Source organism: Asanoa sp. WMMD1127, assembly GCF_029626225.1.
Lineage (GTDB): Bacteria > Actinomycetota > Actinomycetes > Mycobacteriales > Micromonosporaceae > Asanoa.
Genome location: NZ_JARUBP010000001.1, coordinates 1,241,226 through 1,261,565, shown reverse-complemented (window position 1 = coordinate 1,261,565; position 20,340 = coordinate 1,241,226). Strand labels below are relative to the sequence as shown.

The 20,340-nt window shown below is 72.8% G+C and carries 21 protein-coding genes; 14 read left to right on the top strand and 7 right to left on the bottom strand.

What is annotated here, in order from left to right:
• Position 1: 1 nt before the first annotated feature.
• Positions 2–1,300 carry an MFS transporter gene (locus O7635_RS06250; protein WP_278079462.1) on the bottom strand — a complete coding sequence of 433 codons (1,299 nt, stop codon included), beginning with the start codon at positions 1,298–1,300 and terminating at the stop codon, positions 2–4.
• Positions 1,297–1,878, bottom strand: coding sequence for a class I SAM-dependent methyltransferase (locus O7635_RS06245; RefSeq protein WP_278079461.1), 582 nt, complete (start codon positions 1,876–1,878; stop codon positions 1,297–1,299). The genes O7635_RS06250 and O7635_RS06245 overlap by 4 nt, the downstream gene beginning before the upstream one ends.
• Positions 1,879–1,916: 38 nt before the next feature.
• On the opposite strand from O7635_RS06245, the gene O7635_RS06240 reads away from it, so the two are divergent.
• Both O7635_RS06240 and O7635_RS06235 read left to right on the top strand, forming a co-directional pair.
• Positions 1,917–2,195 (top strand): acylphosphatase, encoded by a 279-nt coding sequence (locus tag O7635_RS06240; protein WP_278079460.1) that lies wholly within the window; start codon positions 1,917–1,919, stop codon positions 2,193–2,195.
• Positions 2,196–2,209: 14 nt separating this feature from the next.
• Positions 2,210–2,971: a glucose 1-dehydrogenase gene (locus O7635_RS06235; protein WP_278079459.1), complete on the top strand. Its 762-nt coding sequence runs from the start codon at positions 2,210–2,212 to the stop codon at positions 2,969–2,971.
• On the opposite strand, the gene cydB is transcribed toward O7635_RS06235, so the two are convergent.
• Positions 2,958–3,947: a cytochrome d ubiquinol oxidase subunit II gene (cydB, locus tag O7635_RS06230; protein ID WP_278079458.1), complete on the bottom strand. Its 990-nt coding sequence runs from the start codon at positions 3,945–3,947 to the stop codon at positions 2,958–2,960. The two genes, O7635_RS06235 and cydB, sit on opposite strands and share 14 nt — an antisense overlap.
• A 13-nt stretch (positions 3,948–3,960) precedes the next feature.
• Positions 3,961–5,370, bottom strand: coding sequence for a cytochrome ubiquinol oxidase subunit I (locus O7635_RS06225; RefSeq protein WP_278079457.1), 1,410 nt, complete (start codon positions 5,368–5,370; stop codon positions 3,961–3,963).
• Between the two features lie 155 nt (positions 5,371–5,525).
• On the opposite strand from O7635_RS06225, the gene O7635_RS06220 reads away from it, so the two are divergent.
• From O7635_RS06220 to O7635_RS06180, 9 genes are all read left to right on the top strand, one after another.
• On the top strand, positions 5,526–6,389 hold the full coding sequence (locus tag O7635_RS06220) for a hypothetical protein (RefSeq protein WP_278079456.1): 864 nt from the start codon (positions 5,526–5,528) through the stop codon (positions 6,387–6,389).
• Positions 6,390–6,421: 32 nt separating this feature from the next.
• Positions 6,422–7,174, top strand: a complete 753-nt coding sequence (locus O7635_RS06215) for an SDR family oxidoreductase (protein ID WP_278079455.1) — start codon at positions 6,422–6,424, stop codon at positions 7,172–7,174.
• Complete coding sequence (locus O7635_RS06210) at positions 7,171–8,121, top strand: aldo/keto reductase (RefSeq protein ID WP_278079454.1); 951 nt, start codon at positions 7,171–7,173, stop codon at positions 8,119–8,121. Before O7635_RS06215 ends, O7635_RS06210 begins: the two co-directional genes overlap by 4 nt.
• Positions 8,118–8,966 carry an amidohydrolase family protein gene (locus O7635_RS06205; RefSeq protein WP_278079453.1) on the top strand — a complete coding sequence of 283 codons (849 nt, stop codon included), beginning with the start codon at positions 8,118–8,120 and terminating at the stop codon, positions 8,964–8,966. The genes O7635_RS06210 and O7635_RS06205 overlap by 4 nt, the downstream gene beginning before the upstream one ends.
• A gap of 24 nt (positions 8,967–8,990) precedes the next feature.
• The gene (locus O7635_RS06200; protein ID WP_278079452.1) at positions 8,991–9,662 is read left to right on the top strand and encodes a FadR/GntR family transcriptional regulator; all 672 of its coding nucleotides are present in this window, start codon (positions 8,991–8,993) and stop codon (positions 9,660–9,662) included.
• Positions 9,663–9,839: 177 nt separating this feature from the next.
• A complete protein-coding gene (erm, locus tag O7635_RS06195; RefSeq protein ID WP_278079451.1) occupies positions 9,840–10,628 on the top strand; it encodes a 23S ribosomal RNA methyltransferase Erm in 789 nt (262 codons plus the stop codon).
• Between the two features lie 22 nt (positions 10,629–10,650).
• Complete coding sequence (locus tag O7635_RS06190; RefSeq protein ID WP_278079450.1) at positions 10,651–11,601, top strand: YafY family protein; 951 nt, start codon at positions 10,651–10,653, stop codon at positions 11,599–11,601.
• Positions 11,602–11,612: 11 nt separating this feature from the next.
• Positions 11,613–12,728: a geranylgeranyl reductase family protein gene (locus O7635_RS06185; protein ID WP_278079449.1), complete on the top strand. Its 1,116-nt coding sequence runs from the start codon at positions 11,613–11,615 to the stop codon at positions 12,726–12,728.
• A 13-nt stretch (positions 12,729–12,741) separates the two neighbouring features.
• Positions 12,742–14,148, top strand: a complete 1,407-nt coding sequence (locus O7635_RS06180) for an FAD-binding oxidoreductase (protein WP_278079448.1) — start codon at positions 12,742–12,744, stop codon at positions 14,146–14,148.
• Between the two features lie 80 nt (positions 14,149–14,228).
• Here O7635_RS06180 and O7635_RS06175 read toward each other — a convergent pair whose 3' ends face one another.
• On the bottom strand, positions 14,229–15,239 hold the full coding sequence (locus O7635_RS06175) for a TAXI family TRAP transporter solute-binding subunit (protein ID WP_278079447.1): 1,011 nt from the start codon (positions 15,237–15,239) through the stop codon (positions 14,229–14,231).
• A complete protein-coding gene (locus tag O7635_RS06170) occupies positions 15,236–17,350 on the bottom strand; it encodes a TRAP transporter fused permease subunit (protein WP_278079446.1) in 2,115 nt (704 codons plus the stop codon). The genes O7635_RS06175 and O7635_RS06170 overlap by 4 nt, the downstream gene beginning before the upstream one ends.
• Positions 17,351–17,433: 83 nt before the next feature.
• On the opposite strand from O7635_RS06170, the gene O7635_RS06165 reads away from it, so the two are divergent.
• The 3 genes from O7635_RS06165 (at position 17,434) to O7635_RS06155 (ending at position 20,085) form a co-directional block, all read left to right on the top strand.
• A complete protein-coding gene (locus O7635_RS06165; protein WP_278079445.1) occupies positions 17,434–17,856 on the top strand; it encodes a YccF domain-containing protein in 423 nt (140 codons plus the stop codon).
• A 92-nt stretch (positions 17,857–17,948) separates the two neighbouring features.
• Positions 17,949–19,490 (top strand): DHA2 family efflux MFS transporter permease subunit, encoded by a 1,542-nt coding sequence (locus O7635_RS06160; protein ID WP_278079444.1) that lies wholly within the window; start codon positions 17,949–17,951, stop codon positions 19,488–19,490.
• Positions 19,480–20,085 (top strand): TetR family transcriptional regulator, encoded by a 606-nt coding sequence (locus O7635_RS06155; protein WP_278079443.1) that lies wholly within the window; start codon positions 19,480–19,482, stop codon positions 20,083–20,085. The genes O7635_RS06160 and O7635_RS06155 overlap by 11 nt, the downstream gene beginning before the upstream one ends.
• Here O7635_RS06155 and O7635_RS06150 read toward each other — a convergent pair.
• Positions 20,082–20,270, bottom strand: coding sequence for a hypothetical protein (locus O7635_RS06150; RefSeq protein ID WP_278079442.1), 189 nt, complete (start codon positions 20,268–20,270; stop codon positions 20,082–20,084). The two genes, O7635_RS06155 and O7635_RS06150, sit on opposite strands and share 4 nt — an antisense overlap.
• Between the last annotated feature and the right edge of the window lie 70 nt (positions 20,271–20,340).

Below are 20,340 nucleotides of genomic sequence, written 5' to 3'. Positions count from 1 at the left end.
CCTACGGCGTGGTGGCGTCGACGGCTGTCTTGGTCTGCTCGGGCGCGGGCGGCGGCTCGGTGGTGGTGACGGCGGCGTCTTCCGGGGCGCGCTGGGCCCGGGTGAGGACCAGGAACGGCAGGGCGAAGGCCGAGATGACGCCGCTCACCACGTAGGACGCCGGGTAGCTCCAGACGTCGGCGACGCGGCCCAGGATGGGTTGCGAGACGACGCCGCCGGTGGAGCTCATCAGGGAGTCGAAGGACAGGATGGTGGCTCGCTGGCGGGACGGGATCAACGCGTTGACCAGCGCCTGGCGGATCGGTGTGGTGGCGGCGGAGAGCAGCCCCCACAACATGATCAGGACCAGCACCACCCAGAAGTCGGTGACCAGGCCGATCAGCAGGATGGCCAGCACGCTGAGCGCCTCCGCGGCGATCAGGGCCGACGTGCGCAGGCGGAACAGGCCCCGGATGCGGGTGGTGAGGAAGCCGCCGGCGCTCTGGGCGGCGGCCAGCAGCGCGGCGACCAGGCCGGCCACCCCGTAGGCTTGCGGGTCGCCCCACAGCTCGAGCAGGTAGGGCTGCAGCGCGTAGAAGATGTAGACGCCGACGCCACCGACGAACGGCGCCGCCAGCATCAGGTAGCGGACCGACGGGACCCGCCAGCCGTAGTCGACCGAGTCGCGGACGATGCGGCGGATCTCGGCCACCGGGCGGCCCTCGCGGTTGGGCGTGAAACCGAGGTCGCGCATCACCACCGCGGCCACCACGAACATTACCGCGAGCACCCCGGCCCGCACCACGAACGGGATGCCGAGGTTGGTCAGCTGCGCGAGGTAGCCGCCGCCGACCGAGCCGGTCAGCATCGCCGCGCCGGACGCGACCTGGGCCCGGCCGAAGACGGCGTCGAGCGGCCCGTCGTAGCCGGTCGCGGTCAGCGCGTCGACCAGCCACGCCTCGGTGGCGCCGGAGAAGAAGGTGAAGCCGAGGCCGAGCAGCGCGGAGACCACCGCCCACTGCCAGAACGGCGCGTGGACGTGCCAGAGCAGCACGTAGAGCGCCGTGGTGACGGCCAGGGTCAGCGTGCCCAGGAGGAACGACGCCCGCCGGCCGCGCAGGTCGGCGACGATGCCGGTCGGCACCTCGAAGAGCACCATGCCGGCCGTGAAGAACGCGTTGGCGGCGAACGCCTCGAGGTTGTTGAGCCCGGCGTCGAGCAGGAAGATCGTGTTGATGCCCCAGATCAATGACGCGGCGAGGGTGTTGCCGACCGTCAGCACGTAGTAGATCCGTTTGATCGAGGCCGGGGTCGCGGTCATGCGGGCCGCCGGGCCCGGACGAGCGTGTCGATCGCGTCGCGCCCGCCCACCGGCCGGCGCACCCACTCGGCCCGCTCCACCGTCAGCCCGTCGAGGGCCGGCACGATGTCGTCGACCGACCAGAGCCGCTCCAGATCCTGCGGGCCGCCGGTGCCCTCGGTGAGGTTGGTCGCGTCGTGGCCGACCAGCAGCAGCGTGCCGCCCGGCGCGACCGCGCCGACCGCCGCCCGCAGCACCCGCTGCCAGAGCGCCGGCGGCACGTGCAGGTAGGCGATCAGCACCAGGTCGGCCGGCGCCGGCTGGTAGTCGGCCAGGTCGGCCCGCACCCAGGTGACGTCGAGGTCGCGGGCCCGGGCGATGCGCCGGCCCTTGTCGAGCGCCACGGCGGAGAAGTCGACGGCGGTCACCCGCCAGCCCAGGCCGGCCAGCCAGAGCGCGTTGCGCCCCTCCCCGGCGGCCAGGTCGACCGCGGTGCCGGGCGGGAGGTCGCCGAGCTCATCGGCGACGAATCGGTTGGGTTCGGCGCTCCAGACCAGCTCGGTCTCGGCGTAGCGACGGTCCCACGAGTCAGCGTCCATCGCCGCCAAAGCTATCTCCCGCGTCCGACAATAAGCAGATGATCAGACGTCGCGTGGTGGTGTCCGGCCGGGTGCAGGGCGTGTTCTTCCGGGACAGCTGCCGGCGGGAGGCGCTGGCGGCGGGTGTCACCGGCTGGGTCCGCAACCTGCCCGACGGCACGGTCGAGGCGGCCTTCGAGGGCGCGCCGGAAGCGGTCGAGCGCATGGTGAAATGGACTCGCAACGGGCCGCCCGACGCCGTCGTCTACGACACCACCGTGAGCGACGAGCCGCTGGCCGGCGACGACGCGTTCACCGTGCGGCCCACGCCACACTGACGACAGGGAGAGACATGGGCGTCCTCGACCAGTTCCGGCTCGACGGCAAGGTCGCGATCGTCACCGGCGCGTCCTCCGGGCTCGGCCTCGCCACGGCCGTCGGGTTGGCCGAGGCCGGCGCCGACGTGGTGGTCGCCGCCCGCCGCGTCGACCGGCTGGCCCAGACCGTGGCCTTGGTCGAGCAGGCCGGTGGCAAGGCGCACGCCGTGCCGGCCGACGTCGCCGATCCCGAGGCCTGCAAGGCCGTGGCGGCCGCGGCCACCGAGCGGTTCGGCCGGCTCGACATCCTGGTCAACAACGCCGGCGTCGGCACCGCGGTGCCGGCCTCGCGGGAGACGCCGGAGCAATATCGGCAGGTGCTCGACGTCAACCTGATGGGCGCCTACTGGATGGCCCAGGCCGCCGCGGCGCACATGACGGACGGCGGTGCGATCGTCAACATCTCCAGCGTCCTCGGCATCGTCACGGCCGGGCTGCCGCAGGCGGCGTACGCGAGCGCCAAGGCCGGCCTCCTCGGCCTCACCCGCGACCTCGCCGCCCAGTGGACGACCCGCAAGGGCATCCGCGTCAACGCGATCGCGCCCGGCTTCTTCCCCTCGGAGATGACCGACCAGTACCCGCCCGGCTACTACGAGCAGGTCGTGTCGCGGGTGCCCGCCGCCCGGGCCGGCGACCCGACGGAGTTCGCCGCCACCGTGGTCTTCCTCGCGTCGCCCGCCGCCGGCTACATCACCGGCGCCACCCTGGTCGTCGACGGCGGAGTCACGATCGCGTGAGCGACAACCGGCGGCGGAAGACCCAGTAGGTCCAGCCCTGGTAGAGCAGCACCAACGGCAGGAACACCCCGGCCACCACGGTCATGATCTTCAAGGAGTACGCGCTGGCGGCCGCGTTGGCGACCGTCAGCGTGCCGGCCGGGTTCGCGGTCGACGGCAGCACGGCCGGGTGCAGCGAGGCGAACAGCGCGACCACGGTGAGCCCGATCGCGGCCGCCGTGCCGGCGAACGCCCAGCCCTCCCGCCCGGCCCGGTTGGCGCCCAGCGCGGCCACCCCGGCGAGGCCGGCGGCGCCCGCCAGCGCGACCGCGGTGGGGTCCCGCCGCAGCAGCAGCAGCCAGGCCAGGAAGCCGAGCAGCAGCGCGACCGCGAGCGGCCCGAACCGGGACGCCAGCCGGTTGGCCCGCACGCGCACGTCGCCGGTGGTCTTCAGCGCCACGAACACCGCGCCGTGCAGCACGAACACCGCACCGAACGCGGCCGCGCCCAGCAGCGCGAACGGGTTGAGCAGGTCGACCAGCCCGCCCGCGTAGTCGTGGTCGGCCGCGAGCGGCACGCCGCGCACGATGTTGGCGAAGATCAGGCCCCAGAGCAGCGCGGGCAGCAACGATCCACACAGGATGGCCACGTCCCAGCGGGCCCGCCAGCGGGCGTCGTCGCGCTTGCCGCGGAACTCGAAGGCCACCCCGCGCACGATCAGCGCCAACAGGATCACCAGCATCGGCAGGTAGAAGCCGGAGAACACGCTGGCGTACCAGTGCGGGAAGGCGGCGAACATCGCGCCCGCGCCGGTGATCAGCCAGACCTCGTTGCCGTCCCAGACCGGGCCGATGGTGCCGAGGAGCTGGCGCCGCTCGGCGTCGTCGCGGGCGAACGTGCGCATCAGCACGCCGACGCCGAAGTCGAAGCCCTCCAGCACGAAGTAACCGACGAACAGGAAGGCGATCGCGCCGAACCAGAAGGTGCTCAGGTCCACTGTGGTCTCCCGTCTAGTAGGCGGCCAGCGCGGGCACGTCGTCGTCGGCGTCGGACGACTCCGGCGCCTGCTCCTTCGGCGGTGGCAGGCCCGCCTTGGCGTACCGGAGCAGCAGTTTGCCCTCGATGAGGGCGAGGATCGCGTAGATGAGCGTGAAGGCGAGGAACGAGGTGAGGACCTCGGTCAGCGAGACGCTGCGGGACACCCCGTTGCGGGTCAGCAGTTCGCCGAAGACGATCCACGGCTGCCGCCCCATCTCGGTGAAGATCCAGCCCGAAGTGCTCGCGCCGAGCGGCAGCAGCGGCAGGATCAGGCCGGCCCGCAGCAGCCACTTGTTGTGCGGTGTGCGGCCGCGGCGCTGTGACCAGAGCACCAGCAGCGCGATGGCGGCCGCGAGCAGGCCGAGCGTGATCATCACCCGGAAGCTCCAGTAGGTGACCGGGACGATCGGCGAGTAGCTGCCGGGTCCGTACTCGGCGGCGTACCTGGCCTGGAGGTCGTTGATGCCCTCCACCGCGCCCTTCGGGTCGCCGGTGGCCAGGAACGAGAGCAGGTAGGGCAGCTTGAGGGCGAACACCTCGCGGCTGCCGTCGAGGGTGCCGATGGTCAGCACGGAGAACGACGCGGGCTGTTCGGACTGGTAGAGCGCCTCGGCCGCGGCCATCTTCATCGGCTGGACCTCGGTCATGATCTTGCCCTGGATGTCGCCGGTGAAGACCAGCGCGGCGCTGGATACCAGCGTGACCCAGGCGCCGAGCTTCAGGGCGAACCGGTGCTCGGACGCGTCGGACTCCGGCCGCCGGGTGACGTGCCAGAGCGAGACCGCGACCAGCAGCGCGCCGGCGACCAGGAACGCGGCGGCCAGCGTATGCGGGAAGGTGATCAGGGCGACCTTGTTGGTGAGCACGGCCCAGATGTCGGTGAGCTCCGGGCGGCCGGTGTCGGGGTTCATCCGGAAGCCGACCGGGTTCTGCATCCAGGAGTTCGCGGCCAGGATGAAGAACATGGACAGCACGCTGCCCAGCGCGGCGGTCCAGATGGTGGCCAGGTGGACGCGCTTCGGCAGCTTCTCCCAGCCGAAGATCCAGAGGCCGAGGAACGTCGACTCCAGGAAGAACGCGAGCAGCGCCTCCATCGCCAGCGGCGCGCCGAAGACGTCGCCGACGAACCGCGAGTAGTCGCTCCAGTTCATCCCGAACTGGAACTCCTGCACGATCCCGGTGACCACGCCCATCGCGAAGTTGATCAGGAACAGCTTCCCGTAGAAGTGGGTCAGCCGCAGGTAGCGCGGGTTGCCGGTGCGGTGCCAGAGCGTTTGCAAGGTGGCGACCAGCGGGCCGAGCCCGATGGTCAGCGGCACGAAGAGGAAGTGGTAGACCGTGGTGACCCCGAACTGCCACCGCGCGACGTCGAGCGCGTCCATGCGAACCCCCATTTACTACGGCCGGTAGTAATACTACGGGACGTCGTAGAGCGGGTAGTTGTCGGATGTATCACTCCGCTTCCAGGCGCTAACACCGGGTGCGTGCGGCTGTCCAGTCCGTTGACATCGGATGTATCCATTACTATCGTCGCCTCGTGCCGGAGGGCGTGCCGTCGATCGAACTCGTCGCGGGCCAGGAGGACGGGCCGCGCGACCGCTGGCCGGCCGCCTTCACGCCCGGCAACGACGTCTTCTCCGGTCACCTGCCGACCCTGCTCGACGCCCCTGACGCGCTCGCTCGGGCCTACTACGCGGCCGCGTGGCAGGCCCTTCGCGGCGCGGCCGGTCCGCGCGCCGCGGCCCTGCTGGACCCGGTGCCCACCCGTGCCCGCTTGCTGGTCGACCTGGCCCGCGGGGCCGGTGACTTCCGGGCCGTGGAGGCCTACGTGGTGCTCACGGGTGACGCGGACCTGCTGGCCGAGAAGGCCGGCGGCGCCACCGTCCTCGACCACCTGCGGGCCATGGCCGACGCCTCCGCCGGCCCGGTGTCGGCGGAGGCGATCCAGGTCGGGCGGGCGCGCTCCTATGCGGCCCTGCTGCGCCGGCTCGGCGAGTGCGCGGATCCGGTCGAACTCGCGGCGGCGGATCAAGCCCGCGCCGTACTGGCCCGCTACGCCGGCGACGGGCGGTGGCAGGGCGCCGAAACACCCGATGAATCACGCTCCGCGTTTTACGCCGTCGCCGTCGAGATGCCCGAGTTCCTCGACCTCCGCCAGCGGGCCGGACTCGTCGAATACGCCCGCCGCGAGCTGACCGACGAACCGCCGGGCGCCCTCGGGTACGCCCTGTGCCGGTTGGGTCGACCGGATCGCGCGCTTGCTCTCCTGGCCGGCGCCGCCCGGCCCGGCCCGGCCGAGCTGGAGGCGATCCTCGGCGGCCTCTTCGGGATCCACGCCCGCTTCTCCGGCCCGGCGGCCCGGCCCACCCGGCCCGGGCTCGGCCGGCTGGTCAACACGTAACCTGATGGCCCGATGTGGAGCGGGAGGCAGTGATGGGTGAGTTCGACGGCCTGCGGGCCGTGGTCACCGGCGGCGGTTCGGGGATCGGCCTGGCCACCGCGCGACATCTGGCCGATCGCGGCGCCCGGGTGGCGTGCTTCGACCTCAAGGTCGACGGCATCGACCCCGGCCTGCACGGCGTGGTCGCCGACGTGCGCGACGACGCCGCGGTGCGGGCCGGCATCGCGGCGGCGGTCGAGCGGCTGAGCGGCATCGACATCCTGGTCAACAACGCCGGCATCGGCGCGGCCGGCACGGTCGCCGACAACGACGACGACGAGTGGCACCGGGTGCTCGACGTCAACGTGCTGGGCATCGTGCGGGTCACCCGGGCCGCGCTGCCGCACCTGCGCGCCTCCGCCCACGCCGCGGTCGTCAACACCTGCTCCATCGCCGCGATCGCGGGCCTGCCCAACAGGGCGCTCTACAGCGCCAGCAAGGGCGCGGTGCTGTCGCTGACGCTCGCGATGGCCGCCGACCACATCCGCGAGGGCATCCGGGTCAACTGCGTCACGCCGGGCACGGCCGACACGCCCTGGGTGCGCCGCTTGCTGTCGGCCGCCGCCGACCCGGACGCCGAGTTCGCCGCGCTGCAGGCCCGCCAGCCCAGCGGCCGGCTGGTCTCCGCCGAGGAGGTGGCCGCCGCGATCGGCTACCTGGCCAGCCCGCTGGCCAGCGCGACCACCGGCACGGCGCTCGACGTCGACGGCGGCCTGCACGGCCTGCGCCTGCGGCCGACCTCATGACCGCGTCGTTGGCGCTGGGTTGCGCGTCGTTGGGCAACCTCTACCACGCGATCGACGACGAGCGGGCGGCCGCGACGGTCGACGCGGCGTGGGACGCGGGCATCCGCTACTTCGACACCGCGCCGCACTACGGACTCGGCCTCTCCGAGCGCCGGCTGGGCGCCGCTCTGGCGGGTCGGCCCCGGGCGGACTACAAGGTCAGCACCAAGGTCGGCCGGATGCTGGAGCCGGTGCCGGGCGGCGGCGACCGGCTCGACGACGGCGGCTTCGCGGTGCCGGCGACCCACCGGCGGGTCTGGGACTTCAGCCGGGACGGTGTGCGCCGCTGCCTCGACGAGAGCCTCGATCGGCTCGGCCTCGACCGGGTCGACCTCGTGCTGCTGCACGACCCGGAGGACCACGCCGACCAGGCGATCGGCGAGGGCTACCCGGCGCTGCGGGAGCTGCGCGACCAGGGCGTGGTCGGCGCGATCGGCACCGGCTCCAAGGACGCCGCGTTCCTGGCCCGGTTCGTCGCCGAGTGCGGGCCCGACGAGATCATCGTCGCCGGCCGCTACACGCTGCTCGAACAGCGCGCGCTCGACGCGATCCTGCCGGCCTGCGCGGCGGCGGGCACCGCGGTGCTCAACGCCGGCGTCTTCAACAGCGGGCTGCTCGCCGTCGAGCGGCCGCACGCCGGCCTGCCTTATGAATACGGGCCCGCGCCGGCCGAGGTGGTCGCCCGCGCGGCCGCCATCGCCGATGTCTGCGCCGCGCACGGCACCACGCTGCCGGCCGCCGCGCTGGCGTTCGCCGGGAGCCACCCGCTGGTCCGCTCGGTGATCGTCGGCGCCGACTCGCCGGAGCAGGTGCGGCGCAACGCCGAGCTGTTCGGCACGCCGCCGCCGGCCGCGCTGTGGCCGGCGCTGGTCGACGCCGGGTTGCTCGACCCGCGGGCCCGGCCGTGATCGTCGACGCCCACCACCACCTGTGGGCGGCCGGCACCGGCTACACGTGGCTCGACGAGCCCGGGCTGGAGCCGATCAACCGCACGTTCACCCCGGAGATGCTCACCGCCGAGCTCGCGGCGGCCGGGGTGGAGCGGTCGGTGCTGGTCGAGGGCGGCCGGTGCGACACGGCCGAGGCCGCCGTGCTGCTCGGCCACGCCGCCGCCACTCCGGCGATCGCGGGCGTGGTCGCCTGGGCCGATCCGGCGGCGCCCGACCTGGCGGCCACCCTGGCCGGCTACCGCGCGCTGCCCGGTGGCGAGCGGCTGGTCGGCGTCCGCGCCCAGGTGCAGGGCGAGGAGCGGGACTACCTGGACCGCGCCGACGTGCGCGCCGGCCTGGCCGTCATCGGGGCCGCCGGGCTGGTCTTCGACCTCGTCGTGCGGGTCGACCAGCTGCCGTCCGCCGCCCGGGTCGCGGCGGCGCTGCCCGAGGTCGACTTCGTGCTCGACCACCTGGGCAAGCCACGGATCCGCGCCGGCGCCGAGGGCCTGGCGGAATGGCGGGCCGCGATCGCGCCGCTGGCCGCCTGCCCCAACGTCACCGCCAAGGTGTCCGGCCTGGTCACCGAGGCCGACTGGCACCGGTGGACGGTCGACGACCTGCGCCCGTACGTCACGGAAGCGGTCTCGGTCTTCGGCCCCGACCGGCTGATGCTCGGCTCGGACTGGCCGGTGTGTCTGCTGGCCGGCGGCTACGGCGCGGTCCGGTCAGCCATGCGCGACGCGCTCGGCGACCTGTCCGCCACCGAACGGGCAGCCATTCTGGGCGACACGGCGACGCACGTCTACCGGCTGCCCGCGTAGATTTCATCGCGGAGGGTGGGCGGAATGGCACTGACCGACGAGGCGATCGACAAGATCAAGGGCATGATCGTGTCCGGGGAGCTCGGCCCGGGTGCGCGGCTGCCCAAGGAGGCCGACCTCGCCGAGCGGCTGGGGCTGTCGCGCAACTCGCTGCGCGAGGCCGTCCGGGCGCTGTCGATGATCCGCGTGCTCGACGTGCGGCAGGGCGACGGCACCTACGTGACGAGCCTCGAGCCAAAGATGCTGCTCGACGCGCTGAGCTTCGTGGTCGACTTCCACCAGGACGACACCGTGCTGCAGTTCCTCGAGGTGCGCCGGGTGCTCGAGCCCGCCGCGGCCGCGCTGGCCGCCGACCGGATGCTCGACGACGACATCGACAAGCTCCAGTTGATCCTCGACGACCTGGGCGACGAGCCGACGATCGAGGCCCTCGTCGCCAACGACATCGAGTTCCACCGGCAGATCGCGGTCGGCACCGACAACGCGGTGCTCGCCTCCCTGGTCGACGGGCTGTCCGGGCCGACCATGCGGGCCCGCATCTGGCGTGGCCTCACCCAGGAGGGTGCCGCCGCCCGCACCCGCGAGCAGCACCAGGCGATCGTCGACGCGATCGCCAGCCGCCAGCCGGAGCTGGCCCGCTCCTGGGCGACGGTGCACATCGCGGGCGTCGAGGAGTGGCTGCGCCGCGTGCTCTGAAAAGCGCTTGCCCGCGCTGATAGGTTCGGCCTCATGGGAGCAATGTCGATTCGGATCCGCATCGCCTAGCGGCGAGCTGATCCGACCTTCCTCTGCTCAGCTCCGCCGCGTCCGGTCCGCTGCCGGTGCGGCCCCTTCGTGCTGCCCGGCTCCGAATCCCACCCGCGGAGCACGCACATGTCTCGCCACTTTCGGGGCCAACCCAGCGGGGGCCGCCACGAGCTGGGCCAGAACTTCCTCGTCGACCGGTCGGTGATCACCGACGTCACCCGCCTCGTCGCCGCGACCGACGGGCCGATCCTCGAGATCGGCCCCGGTGACGGCGCGCTGACCCGGCCGTTGAGCCGGCTCGGCCGCCCGCTGACCGCGGTCGAGGTCGACCCGCGCCGCGCCAAGCGGCTGGCCGAGCAGACGCCGGCCCACGTCACCGTCGTCAACGAGGACATCCTGTTCCACCGGCTCACCGGCCGGCCGGGCGTCGTCGTCGGCAACGTGCCGTTCCACATCACCACCGCCACGCTGCGCTGGTTGCTGGCCGCCCCGCACTGGCGCACGGCCGTGCTGCTGGTGCAGTGGGAGGTGGCCCGGCGGCGGGCCGGCATCGGCGGCGCCAGCCTGCTGACCGCACGGATGTGGCCGTGGTTCGACTTCACCGTCCACTCCCGAGTGTCCAAACGCGCCTTCCGGCCGATGCCGACCGTCGACGGCGGGCTCCTGGTGGCCCACCGCCGGGACACGCCGCTGGTCACCGAACGCGAGCCCTACCAGCGTTTCGTGCACGCGGTCTTCACCGGCCGGGGCTACGGGCTGCGCGAGATCCTGACCCGCTCGGCCGGCGTACCCGCTCCGGTCGCTCGCGAGTGGCTCCGCGCCAACCGGCTGTCGCCCACCGCGTTGCCCCGCGACCTCACCGCCGAGCAGTGGGCAGCGCTGTGGACAGCCAAACGAGGCCACCAACGGTCCTAATTGATAGGGCATGATAAGTGCCGTGACGGACACGCCAGGTCGACTACTCCGCCTGTTGTCCCTGCTCCAGACGCCGCGGGAGTGGCCCGGGAGCGAGCTCGCCGAGCGGCTCGGCGTCAGCCAGCGCACGGTGCGCCGCGACATCGAGCGGCTGCGCGAGCTCGGCTATCCCGTCGAGGCGACGATGGGCGTCGGCGGCGGCTACCGGCTCGGCGCGGGGGCCGCCATGCCGCCGCTGCTGCTCGACGACGACGAGGCCGTCGCGGTCGCGGTCGGGCTGCGCACCACCGCCCGGCAGCCGATCGCGGGCATCGCCGACGCCTCGGTGCGCGCGCTGGCCAAGCTCCAGCAGGTGTTGCCGGCCCGGCTGCGGCAGCGGGTCGGTGTGCTGACCACCGCCACCGCGCCGACCGAGACCGACCTGGTCGACCCGGAGCAGCTCACCGCGCTCGCCATCGTGACCGCCGGCAACGAGCGGGTCTACTTCGACTACCGCGACCAGGACGGCATCGCGACCCAGCGGCTCGTCGAGCCACACCGGCTCGTGATGACCGGGCGCCGCTGGTACCTGGTGGGCTACGACACCGAGCGCCAGGACTGGCGGACCTTCCGCGCCGACCGGATCGACAACACCAAACCGACCGGCGTACGGGTGCCGCCGCGGGAGCTGCCTCTCGACGACGCCGCCGCGTTCGTGACCAGCGAGTTGCACGACCTGGCCCCGGTCTACGCCGCCGTCGCCACCCTACAGGTGCCCGCGGAGCAGGCGGCGGCCCGGCTCGGCGACGCGGCGGGCACGCTGGAGCCACTCGACGGCGCCTCCTGCCGGTGGACCAGCCCGGCCGACACCGTCGACTGGCTGGCCTTCCGGCTCGCCACCCTCGGCTGCGACTTCACCGTGCACGAGCCCGCCGAACTCGTCGACCACCTGCGTCGGGTCGGCGCGCGGATCGCCCGGGCGACGGGCGGCTAAACTTTTCGATCATGACGGCGTGGGACGTGGCGATCGTCGGCGGCGGCCCGGCCGGCCTCTCCGCCGCCTATGAGGCGGCGCGGGCGGGCGCCCGCACACTGGTCGTGGAGAAGGCGGTGCACCCGCGCTACAAGACCTGCGGCGGGGGCCTGATCGGCACCAGCATCGGGCAGGTCGACGGCCGCATCGTGATCCCGGCGGCGGACCGGACCGACACGATGGTCGTCACCCTCGACGGGCGGCGGGAGTTCGTCCGGCAGGCGGACGACGGGCCGGTGCTCGCGCTGGTGCGGCGCGCGGAGTTCGACGACCGGCTGCGGGCCGCGGCGACCGACGCGGGCGCGGAGGTGCGCCAGGGCGTCGGTGTGCGGGGCATCGAGCAGGATCCCGGCGGCGTACGCCTGCGAATGGCCGACGGCAGCGAGGTGCGCGCCGCGGCCGTGGTCGGCGCCGACGGCTCCTCGGGCGTCACGGCGCGGCACGTCGGTGTGGACTACGACCAGGTCGACCTCGGCCTCGAGGTGGAGGTGCCGATCCCGGCCGCGCTCCGTCCACAGTGGCGTGGCCGGGTGTTGCTCGACTGGGGCCCGATCCCGGGCTCGTACGGCTGGGTGTTCCCGAAGGACGACGTGCTGACGGTCGGCGTGATCGCGGCACGCGGCAGTGGCGAGCGGACCCGGGCCTACCTCAAGGCGTTCGTCGCGCGGGTCGGGCTCGACGGGATCACGCCCGTCGAGGACTCCGGCCACCTCACCCGCGTCCGCGCGCCCGAGTCCCCGTTGCGCCGCGAGCGGGTGATCGTCGCGGGTGACGCCGCCGGTCTGCTCGAACCGTGGACCCGCGAGGGCATCAGCTACGCCACCCGGTCCGGCGCGATTGCCGGCCGGCACGCCGGTCGCGGCGACCTCGACGGCTATCCGGCCGCCATCGACGCGGCGCTTGGTGCCGAAATGCGGGCCGGACGGCGGTTGATGGCGACTTTTACCAAGCGCCCCTGGGCGTTCCATGCGGTCTTGGCGAGCCCGCCCGGTTGGCGTATGTTCCGGCGGTGGTGCCGTGGCGAGACCACGTTCGATGCGCTCATCGAGAAGCTACCCGTGAAGGTCGCGCTGGCCCTGCTCAGTTGACGCGGAGGTGACCGTGGAGCCCGACTGGTCGGCGTTGCGCAACAGCATCCGGGGCGAGGTGGTGCTGCCCGCGGATCCCGGTTACGAAGCGGTCCGCCGCCCGGCCGTCGCCCGCTTCCACCACCTGCGGCCGCAGGCCCTCGTGCAGTGCGCGGCCGACGCCGACGTCGCGGTCGCCCTCTCGTTCGCGCGGGCCGTCGGCCTGCCGTTCGCGGTGCGCGGCGGTGGCCACTCGTTCGAGGGCGCCTCGTCCACCGAGGGCATCGTGCTCGACCTCAGCCGGATCTCCGGAGTGTCCTTCCTGGATGGCGGTGGCAACGGCGCGGGCCCGCTCGTGCGGGTCGGCGCGGGGGCGCGGCTCGGCGACATCTACGACGCGCTCGCGCCGTCCGGCGTGACGATTCCGGCGGGCTGCGGGCCCACCGTCGGCGTCGCCGGGCTCACCCTCGGCGGCGGGCTCGGCGTGCTGGGCCGGGCGCACGGGCTCACCTGCGACGCCCTGCGGGCCGCCCGGGTGGTGCTCGCCGACGGCCGGATCGTCGACTGCGACGAGGAGCTCGAGCCCGAGCTGTTCTGGGCGTTGCGCGGCGGCGGCAACGGCACGATCGGCGTGGTCACCTCGCTCGTCTTCGCGTCCGTACCGGCGCCGGCGATGACGTCGTTCCACTTCACCTGGGAGCCCGAGCACCTGCCGGCCGTGCTGGCCGCCTGGCAGTCCTGGGCGCCCGCGGCGCCCGACACGATGGCGGCGAGCCTGGTGGTGTCGACCGCGGCCGACCCGGCGCTGCTGCCGGTCACCAGCGTCTTCGGCGCGGCCCACGGCACCGAGGAGGCCGACGTCGCGCTGCTCGAGGAGTTCGTCGACCGGGTCGGCGAGCCCGCCGCGACCCAGACCCATCAGCGGGCGTCCCACCGCGAGACCAAGCGGCTGCTGGCCGATCTCGACGTGCACGGCGTGCCCCGGCGGGCGGACGCGCACGGGCACAGCCGGTCGGAGTTCTTCGCCCAGCCGCTCGACGGCGACATGGTCGCGGGGCTCGTCGCGCTGTTGAGCACCGACCGTCGCCCGGGCGAGGAGCGCGAGCTCGACTTCACGCCGTGGGCCGGGGCTTACAACCGGGTCCCGCGGGACGCCACCGCGTTTCCGCACCGCACCGCCCGGTTCCTGCTCAAGCACGGCGTGGCGGTCGACGCGGAGGCGAGCGCCGACGACCGGATCGCCGCCCGCGACTGGCTCGACCGGGCCTGGCAGCTGACCCACCCGGCCGGCACCGGCGGCGTCTACCCGAACTTCCCGGATCCGGAGCTCGACAACCCGGCGCGGGCGTACTTCGGCGAGAACGCCGACCGGTTGCGCGACGCCGTCCGGGCCTACGACCCGGACGGCGTGTTCGGCTTCCGCGCCGGCGCGCTCGCCTGAAGGAACGGGCCGTTCCTAACGCTTTTCGCATAGGAACGGCCCGTTGTTAACGCGTGGCGTTAACAACGGACCGTTCCTTGTCACTTGGCGCCGAGGTCCGTCAGGGCCTTGTCGGCGCCGCGGTGCAGCGTGACCGGGTCGGTCTGGCGGGCGGTGTCGAGGCTGATCTCCTTGGCGGCCGCGTTGGCCTGCTCCAGCTGCGTCTTGCGGTCGAAGAGGGCCTTGGTCAGCACGCATGCCACGTTGGCGTCGAGGTCGTCCTTCACCAGCAGCAGGTTGGGCACGACGATGGTCTTGGCGTCGGCCGGCAGCGCGTAGGTGGCCGCCGGGACCGAGCCTTCCTCGTACGCCGGGCTGATCTTGTTCATTTCCGGCAGGAGCGGCGTGATGTCGACGAACGCCACCTGGTCCTTGGCCGTCGTGAACAGGTCGGTGATGCCGGGCGTCGGCAGGCCACCGGACCAGAACATCGCGTCGATCGAGCCGTCCTTCATGCCGTCGACGGTCTTCTGCAGGTCGAGCCGCTGGGCCTTGACGTCCTTGGTCGGGTCGAGGCCGGCGGACTGGAGCAGGCGGTTGGCGATCACCTCGGTGCCCGAGCGGGGCGAGCCGGTGGAGACCGCCTTGCCACGCATGTCGGCGACCGTCGTGATCCCGGCGTCCTTGCGCACGACCACCTGCGTGTAGTTGGTGTAGATCCGGGCCAGCGCCTGCACCGGCTGCGGGCCGGTGAAGCTGCCTTTGCCCTGCACCGCGTCGGCGGCCGTGTCGGCCAGCGAGAACGCCACCTGATAGGTGCCGGCCACCAGCTGCTGGATGTTCTGCACGGACGCGCCGGTCTCCGACGCGGTGCCCTGCACCTTGCCGTTGGTCGCGGCCGACAGCTGCTCGGCGTACGCGTTGCCGAGCGCGAAGTAGACGCCGGTCGAGTTGCCGGTCGCGATGCCGATCCGGGTCTCGCCGGGCACCTCGCAGGTCACGTCGCCGCCGGTGTCGGTGCCGGCGACGTCCTGCCGCCCACCACACCCGGCCAGCGCGACACCGAGGCCGACGACGAGGGCGGCGGACCAGACTCTGGTCGAACGTCTCATGTGGACTCCTTCTCGAGGGACGAGGGTGGGGAGGTCTGTGCGTCCGGCGTGGGCGCTGCCGGCGTCGGGGCTTGGCGCGCCGCCGGAACGGTGGCGGCAGGGTCGGATCGGCGGCGCCACCAGACCAGGACGGCCGCGACCAGGAGCAGCGCCACCGCGATCGCGATCGTGATGGGGTGCAGGTAGAGGAGCAGGAGGCCGGCCAGGGCGGCCAGCACGCGGGGGATCGCCGTCGCCCGGCCGACGCCGAGCAGCCAGCCGCCGGTCGCCACCGCCAGGGCCGCGACGGCCGCGCAGGCCGCGGCCGTGGTCCAGACGATGCCCAGCCAGGGGCCGCGGGCCAGGAGGTATTCGCCGGAGTCGGTGAGCACGAAGGCGATCGGCACCAGGAAGGCGGGCAGCGCGTACTTCAGGGCCTGCCACATCGTGGGCACGGTGCGGCCGCCGGTGATGGCCGACGCGCCCACGGCCGCGAGCGCGGTCGGTGGCGTGACCTCCGACAGGACCGAGTAGTAGAAGACGAACATCGCGGCGGCCGGGGCTGGCACGTCGAGGGCGAGCAGGGCCGGGCCGATGATGACCCAGCCGATGATGAACGACGCCGTGACCGGCACGGCCAGGCCGAGCAGCGCGAGTGCGATCGCCGCGAAGACCACGGTCAGGGCCAGCACCGCGGTGCGGTTGTCGGCCATCGCCTCCGCGGTGCGCACCAGCAGCGACGCGAGCTGGGCGCCGAGGCCGGTCTTGGTGGTGATCGCGGTGATGATGCCGGCGGCCGCACAGACCGCCGCGACCGGCAGCACGCCCCGGACGCCGACGGAGAGCGCCTCGAACAGCCGGCGCGGGGTCAGCCACCCCTTGCGGTCCAGGAAGGACAGCAGGAACGCCAGCGCGGTCGCGTAGACGACGGAGCGCGTGGCGCTGACCCCGACCGCCAGCAGCACCACGATCGCGACCAGCGAGGAGAAGTGGTAGCCGAACCGGGCCAGCAACCGCCAGGCCGACGGCACCTCGAGGTCGACCGCGCGCACCCGGAACCGCCGGGCGTCGATCTCGACCGCGAGCAGGATGCCGAGGTAGTAGAGGACCGTCGGGATCATCGCCCAGCCGAGGACGACGAGGTAGGAGACGCCGAGGTATTCCGCGACGATGAACGCGGCCGCGCCGAGGGTGGGTGGCGAGAGGATGGCGCCGACGCCGGCCGCCGCGAGCATGCCGCCCGCCTGCTCCGGCGGGTAGCCCGCGCGGCGCAGGATCGGCCAGGTGACCGCGCCGACGCTGACGGCGGTCGCGGTGCCCGAGCCCGATACCGTGCCGAGCAGGAAGCCGGACGCGACCGCGGTGCGGCCGGCGGCGCTGCGCGAGCGGCGGAACGCCGCCACCGACAGGTCGACGAAGAAGCGGCCGGCGCCGGAGAGGTCGAGGACGGCGCCGTAGATGGTGAACAGCACGACGTAGGACGCGGCGACGTCGAGCGGCGTGCCGTAGAACCCGCTGCCCGAGTTGTAGAGCGCGTCGACGATCTGGTCGAAGTCGAGGCCGGCGTGGGCGATCGACCAGCTCTGCGGCAGCAGGCCGCCGTAGTAGCCGTACGCCAGGAAGAGGATGCAGACCAGCGGGAGCACCCACCCGGTGGTCCGGCGGCAGGCCTCGACCACGAGGATGAGCAGCACCGCGCCCATCGCGACGTCGGTCGGCGCGAGCAGGCCCTGCCGGTCGAGGAAGGCGTTGTAGCCGCCGAGCACGGGATAGAGGCAGACACCCACCGCCAGCACGGCCAGCACCCAGTCGGCGACCGTCGGCCGGTCGCGGTCGGGGCGGCGCCAGCGGGCCGGCAGCGGCACCCCGCTGCGGTAGGCGAGGAAGACCAGCGGCAGCGTGCCGGCCAGGAAGATGATCAGGTAGTACTGGCTGCCCTGCGGCAGTGGCCGGAAGACCTGCACCAGCACGAGCACGGCGACCGCGAAGGCGACGACCGCGACGCCCCAGCCGATCCGGCCGGTGAGCACCCGGGCCGGCCGCTCCTCGTCGTCGAAGGCCGGCACGTCGGCGGCCTCATCCACAGTGGACGTCAGTGTCGGGCGATTGATCGGCGGTTGTGCATCCGACATGACCGGACCCTACTACTCCATCGATCGATCCTCAGATTTCGATGCACGTCCGTAAGCCGCGGTAAGGAGCGCATGATGAGAGGATGATCCGCTTTATTCTGAACGTCCTCTGGCTGATCTTCGGGAGCGGGATCGTGCTGGCTCTGCTCTACGGGCTGGCGGCGTTGATCTGTTTCGTGCTGATCGTCACGATTCCGTTCGGTGTGGCCGCGCTGCGGCTGGCCAACTACTCACTCTGGCCCTTCGGGCGCACGCTGGTCACCCGGCCGACCTCAGGCGTCGCGAGCGACGTCGGCAACGTGATCTGGGCGATCGTGGCCGGTTGGTGGCTGGCGCTCGGGCACATCACGCAGGGCATCGCGCTGTGCCTGACGATCATCGGCATCCCGTTCGGCATCGCCAACTTCAAGCTGGTGCCGGCCGCGTTCTGGCCGCTCGGCCGCGAGATCGTCGAGATCGACGACCAGGCGCCGGCGTGGACCACGCCGCGGGTGTCGCCAGCCTGAGTAGAACCTGAGAGTCACTAGAAGTTGACAGCACCTCGAATGTAGGAGCTACTCTCACATGAGATTAGCTTCTACATTCGGGGGTGGTCGGCTTGCCGACGTCTCGTTCCAGGTGGCTGGCGCTGGGGGCGCTGGCCATCGCGATGCTCACCATCGGCCTCGACACCACGGTGCTCACCGTGGCGGTGCCGACCCTGGCGGTCGACCTCGACGCGTCGAACGCCCAGCTCCAGTGGTTCGCCTCGGCCTACACGCTGGTGTTGGCGGCGGTGCTGCTGCCGGCCGGCTCGCTCGGTGACCGGTTCGGCCGCAAGCGGTTCCTGCTGGGCGCGCTGGTGCTGTTCGGCGCCGCGTCCGTCCTCTGCGCGTACGCCGGGAGTGCCGAGACGTTGATCGCCGCTCGGGCGGCGCTCGGCCTGGGCGCGGCGATCATGATGCCGCTCTCCATGGCGGTCCTGCCGGTGCTCTTCCCGGACAGCCGCGAGCGGGGCCGGGCGCTGACCATCTGGGTCACCTCGACGGCGATCGGCCTGCCGCTCGGCCCGATCCTCGGCGGGTGGCTGCTCGAGCACTTCTGGTGGGGCTCGATCTTCCTGATCAACGTGCCGCTGGTGCTGATCGGCGTGCTGGCGGTCGCCCTGTTCGTGCCGGAGTCGCGGGGCAACCAGGAGCGCCCGATCGACCTGCCCGGCATCGTGCTCTCCTCGGCCGGCCTGCTCGGGCTCACCTACGGCTTCATCCGGATCGGCGAGGACAGCTGGTCGGACGCCTTCGACTGGGGTCTGGTGGCCGCGGGGTTCGCCCTGCTCGCGCTGTTCGTCGTGCGGCAGCGGCGGGCGGCGTACCCGCTGATCGACCTGGCCCTGTTCCGCAGCCGCGGCTTCACCCTCGGGTCCGGGCTGGCCACCGTGATCAACTTCGCGATGTTCGGCCTGCTCTTCCTCGTGCCGCAGTTCCTCCAGGCGGTCGGTGGGGTGAGCGCGCTCGGCACCGGCGTGCGCCTGCTGCCGATGATCGGCGGCCTGCTGGTCGGCACCCGGGTCGGCGGTCGGGTGGCCGCGAAGCTCGGCTCCGGTGCGCTGATCGGCGCCGGCTTCCTGCTGCTCACGCTCGCGCTCGGCCTCGGGGCCCAGACCACGGCCGACACGGGGTACGGGTGGACGGCCACGTGGATCGCCCTCCTCGGCGCGGGGATGGGCCTGGCGATGCCGGCCACCATGGGCGCCGCGATGGACGCGCTGTCGGTCGAGCGCGCCGGCTCGGGCTCCGCGGTGATACAGGCGCTGCGCCAGGCCGGCGGCACCATCGGCGTCGCCGTGCTCGGCACGGTGCTCAGCGCCGGTTACCAGTCCGGCCTCGGCCGCGCCGCGGTGCACCGGGTCTCCGACAGCGTCGCGGCCGGGGTGGCGGTGGCCGGCCAGCGCGGCGACCTCGCGTTGCTGGACACCGTGCGCAGCGCGTTCGTCGGTGGGATGAACCAGACGCTGTGGGTCTGCATGGCCCTGTGCGCGCTGGCCGCCGTCATCGCGTTCTGGCTGCTGCCCCGGCGACCCGCCGCGCCGCCGCCGACGCCGCCGGAGGCGTTGCCGGCGACCGGGCCGGCTCCGGTGACAGAATCGCTACATGCCGGCTGAAGCAGAGATGGGGCTCGGGCTCCGCGAGCGCAAGAAGCTGCGGACCCGGGCCACCATCCGCGAGCAGGCCATGCGACTGTTCACCGAGAAGGGCTACGGCGAGACGACCGTCGAGCAGATCGCCGAGGCCGCTGACATCTCGCCCAGCACGTTCTTCCGCTACTTCCCGTCGAAGGAACAGCTCGTCCTGGTCGACGACTACGACCCGATCATGATCCGCTCGTTCGAGGAGCAGCCGGCCGACCTGCCGGTGCTCACCGCCCTGCGGCGCTCCATGGAGCAGGTCTTCGCGTCGATGACCCCCGAGCAGCTCGCGCGGGAGCTGGCCCGGCAGCAGCTGATCCGGTCGGTGCCGGAGCTGCGGGCGGCCATGCTCGACGAGCTCCAGCGCACCATCCAGATGCTCGCCGAGGGCGTCGCCCACCGGACCGGCCGGCCGGCCGACGACCTGGAGGCGCGGGCCTTCGCCGGGGCGGTCGTCGGCGCCATCATGGGCGCCAACGGCATCGAGCACGCGTTCTCGATCGAGCGGATGGACCGCGCGCTCGACTACTTCGAAGCGGGCTTCCCCTTCGCCATCAAGCCCCGCGCTTAGGCCGGCTCTTCGGCGCCGACGATCTCGGCCACCTCGTCGACGCTGTATTCGCCCTCGGGCAGGTTGTCGAACGCGATCAGCACCTCGGCGGGCGGTTCCAGCGCGAGCACCCGCCGGTGGATCTCGTCGCTGGACAGCCGGTCCTCGCCGAAGAAGACGCGGTCCAGCAGGTCGGCATCAATCATGAGTGCTGCCCTACCCGCCGGACGGAGTCCGAAACGGGAGGGCGCGGCCGGACCGCACGGGGGAATCGGT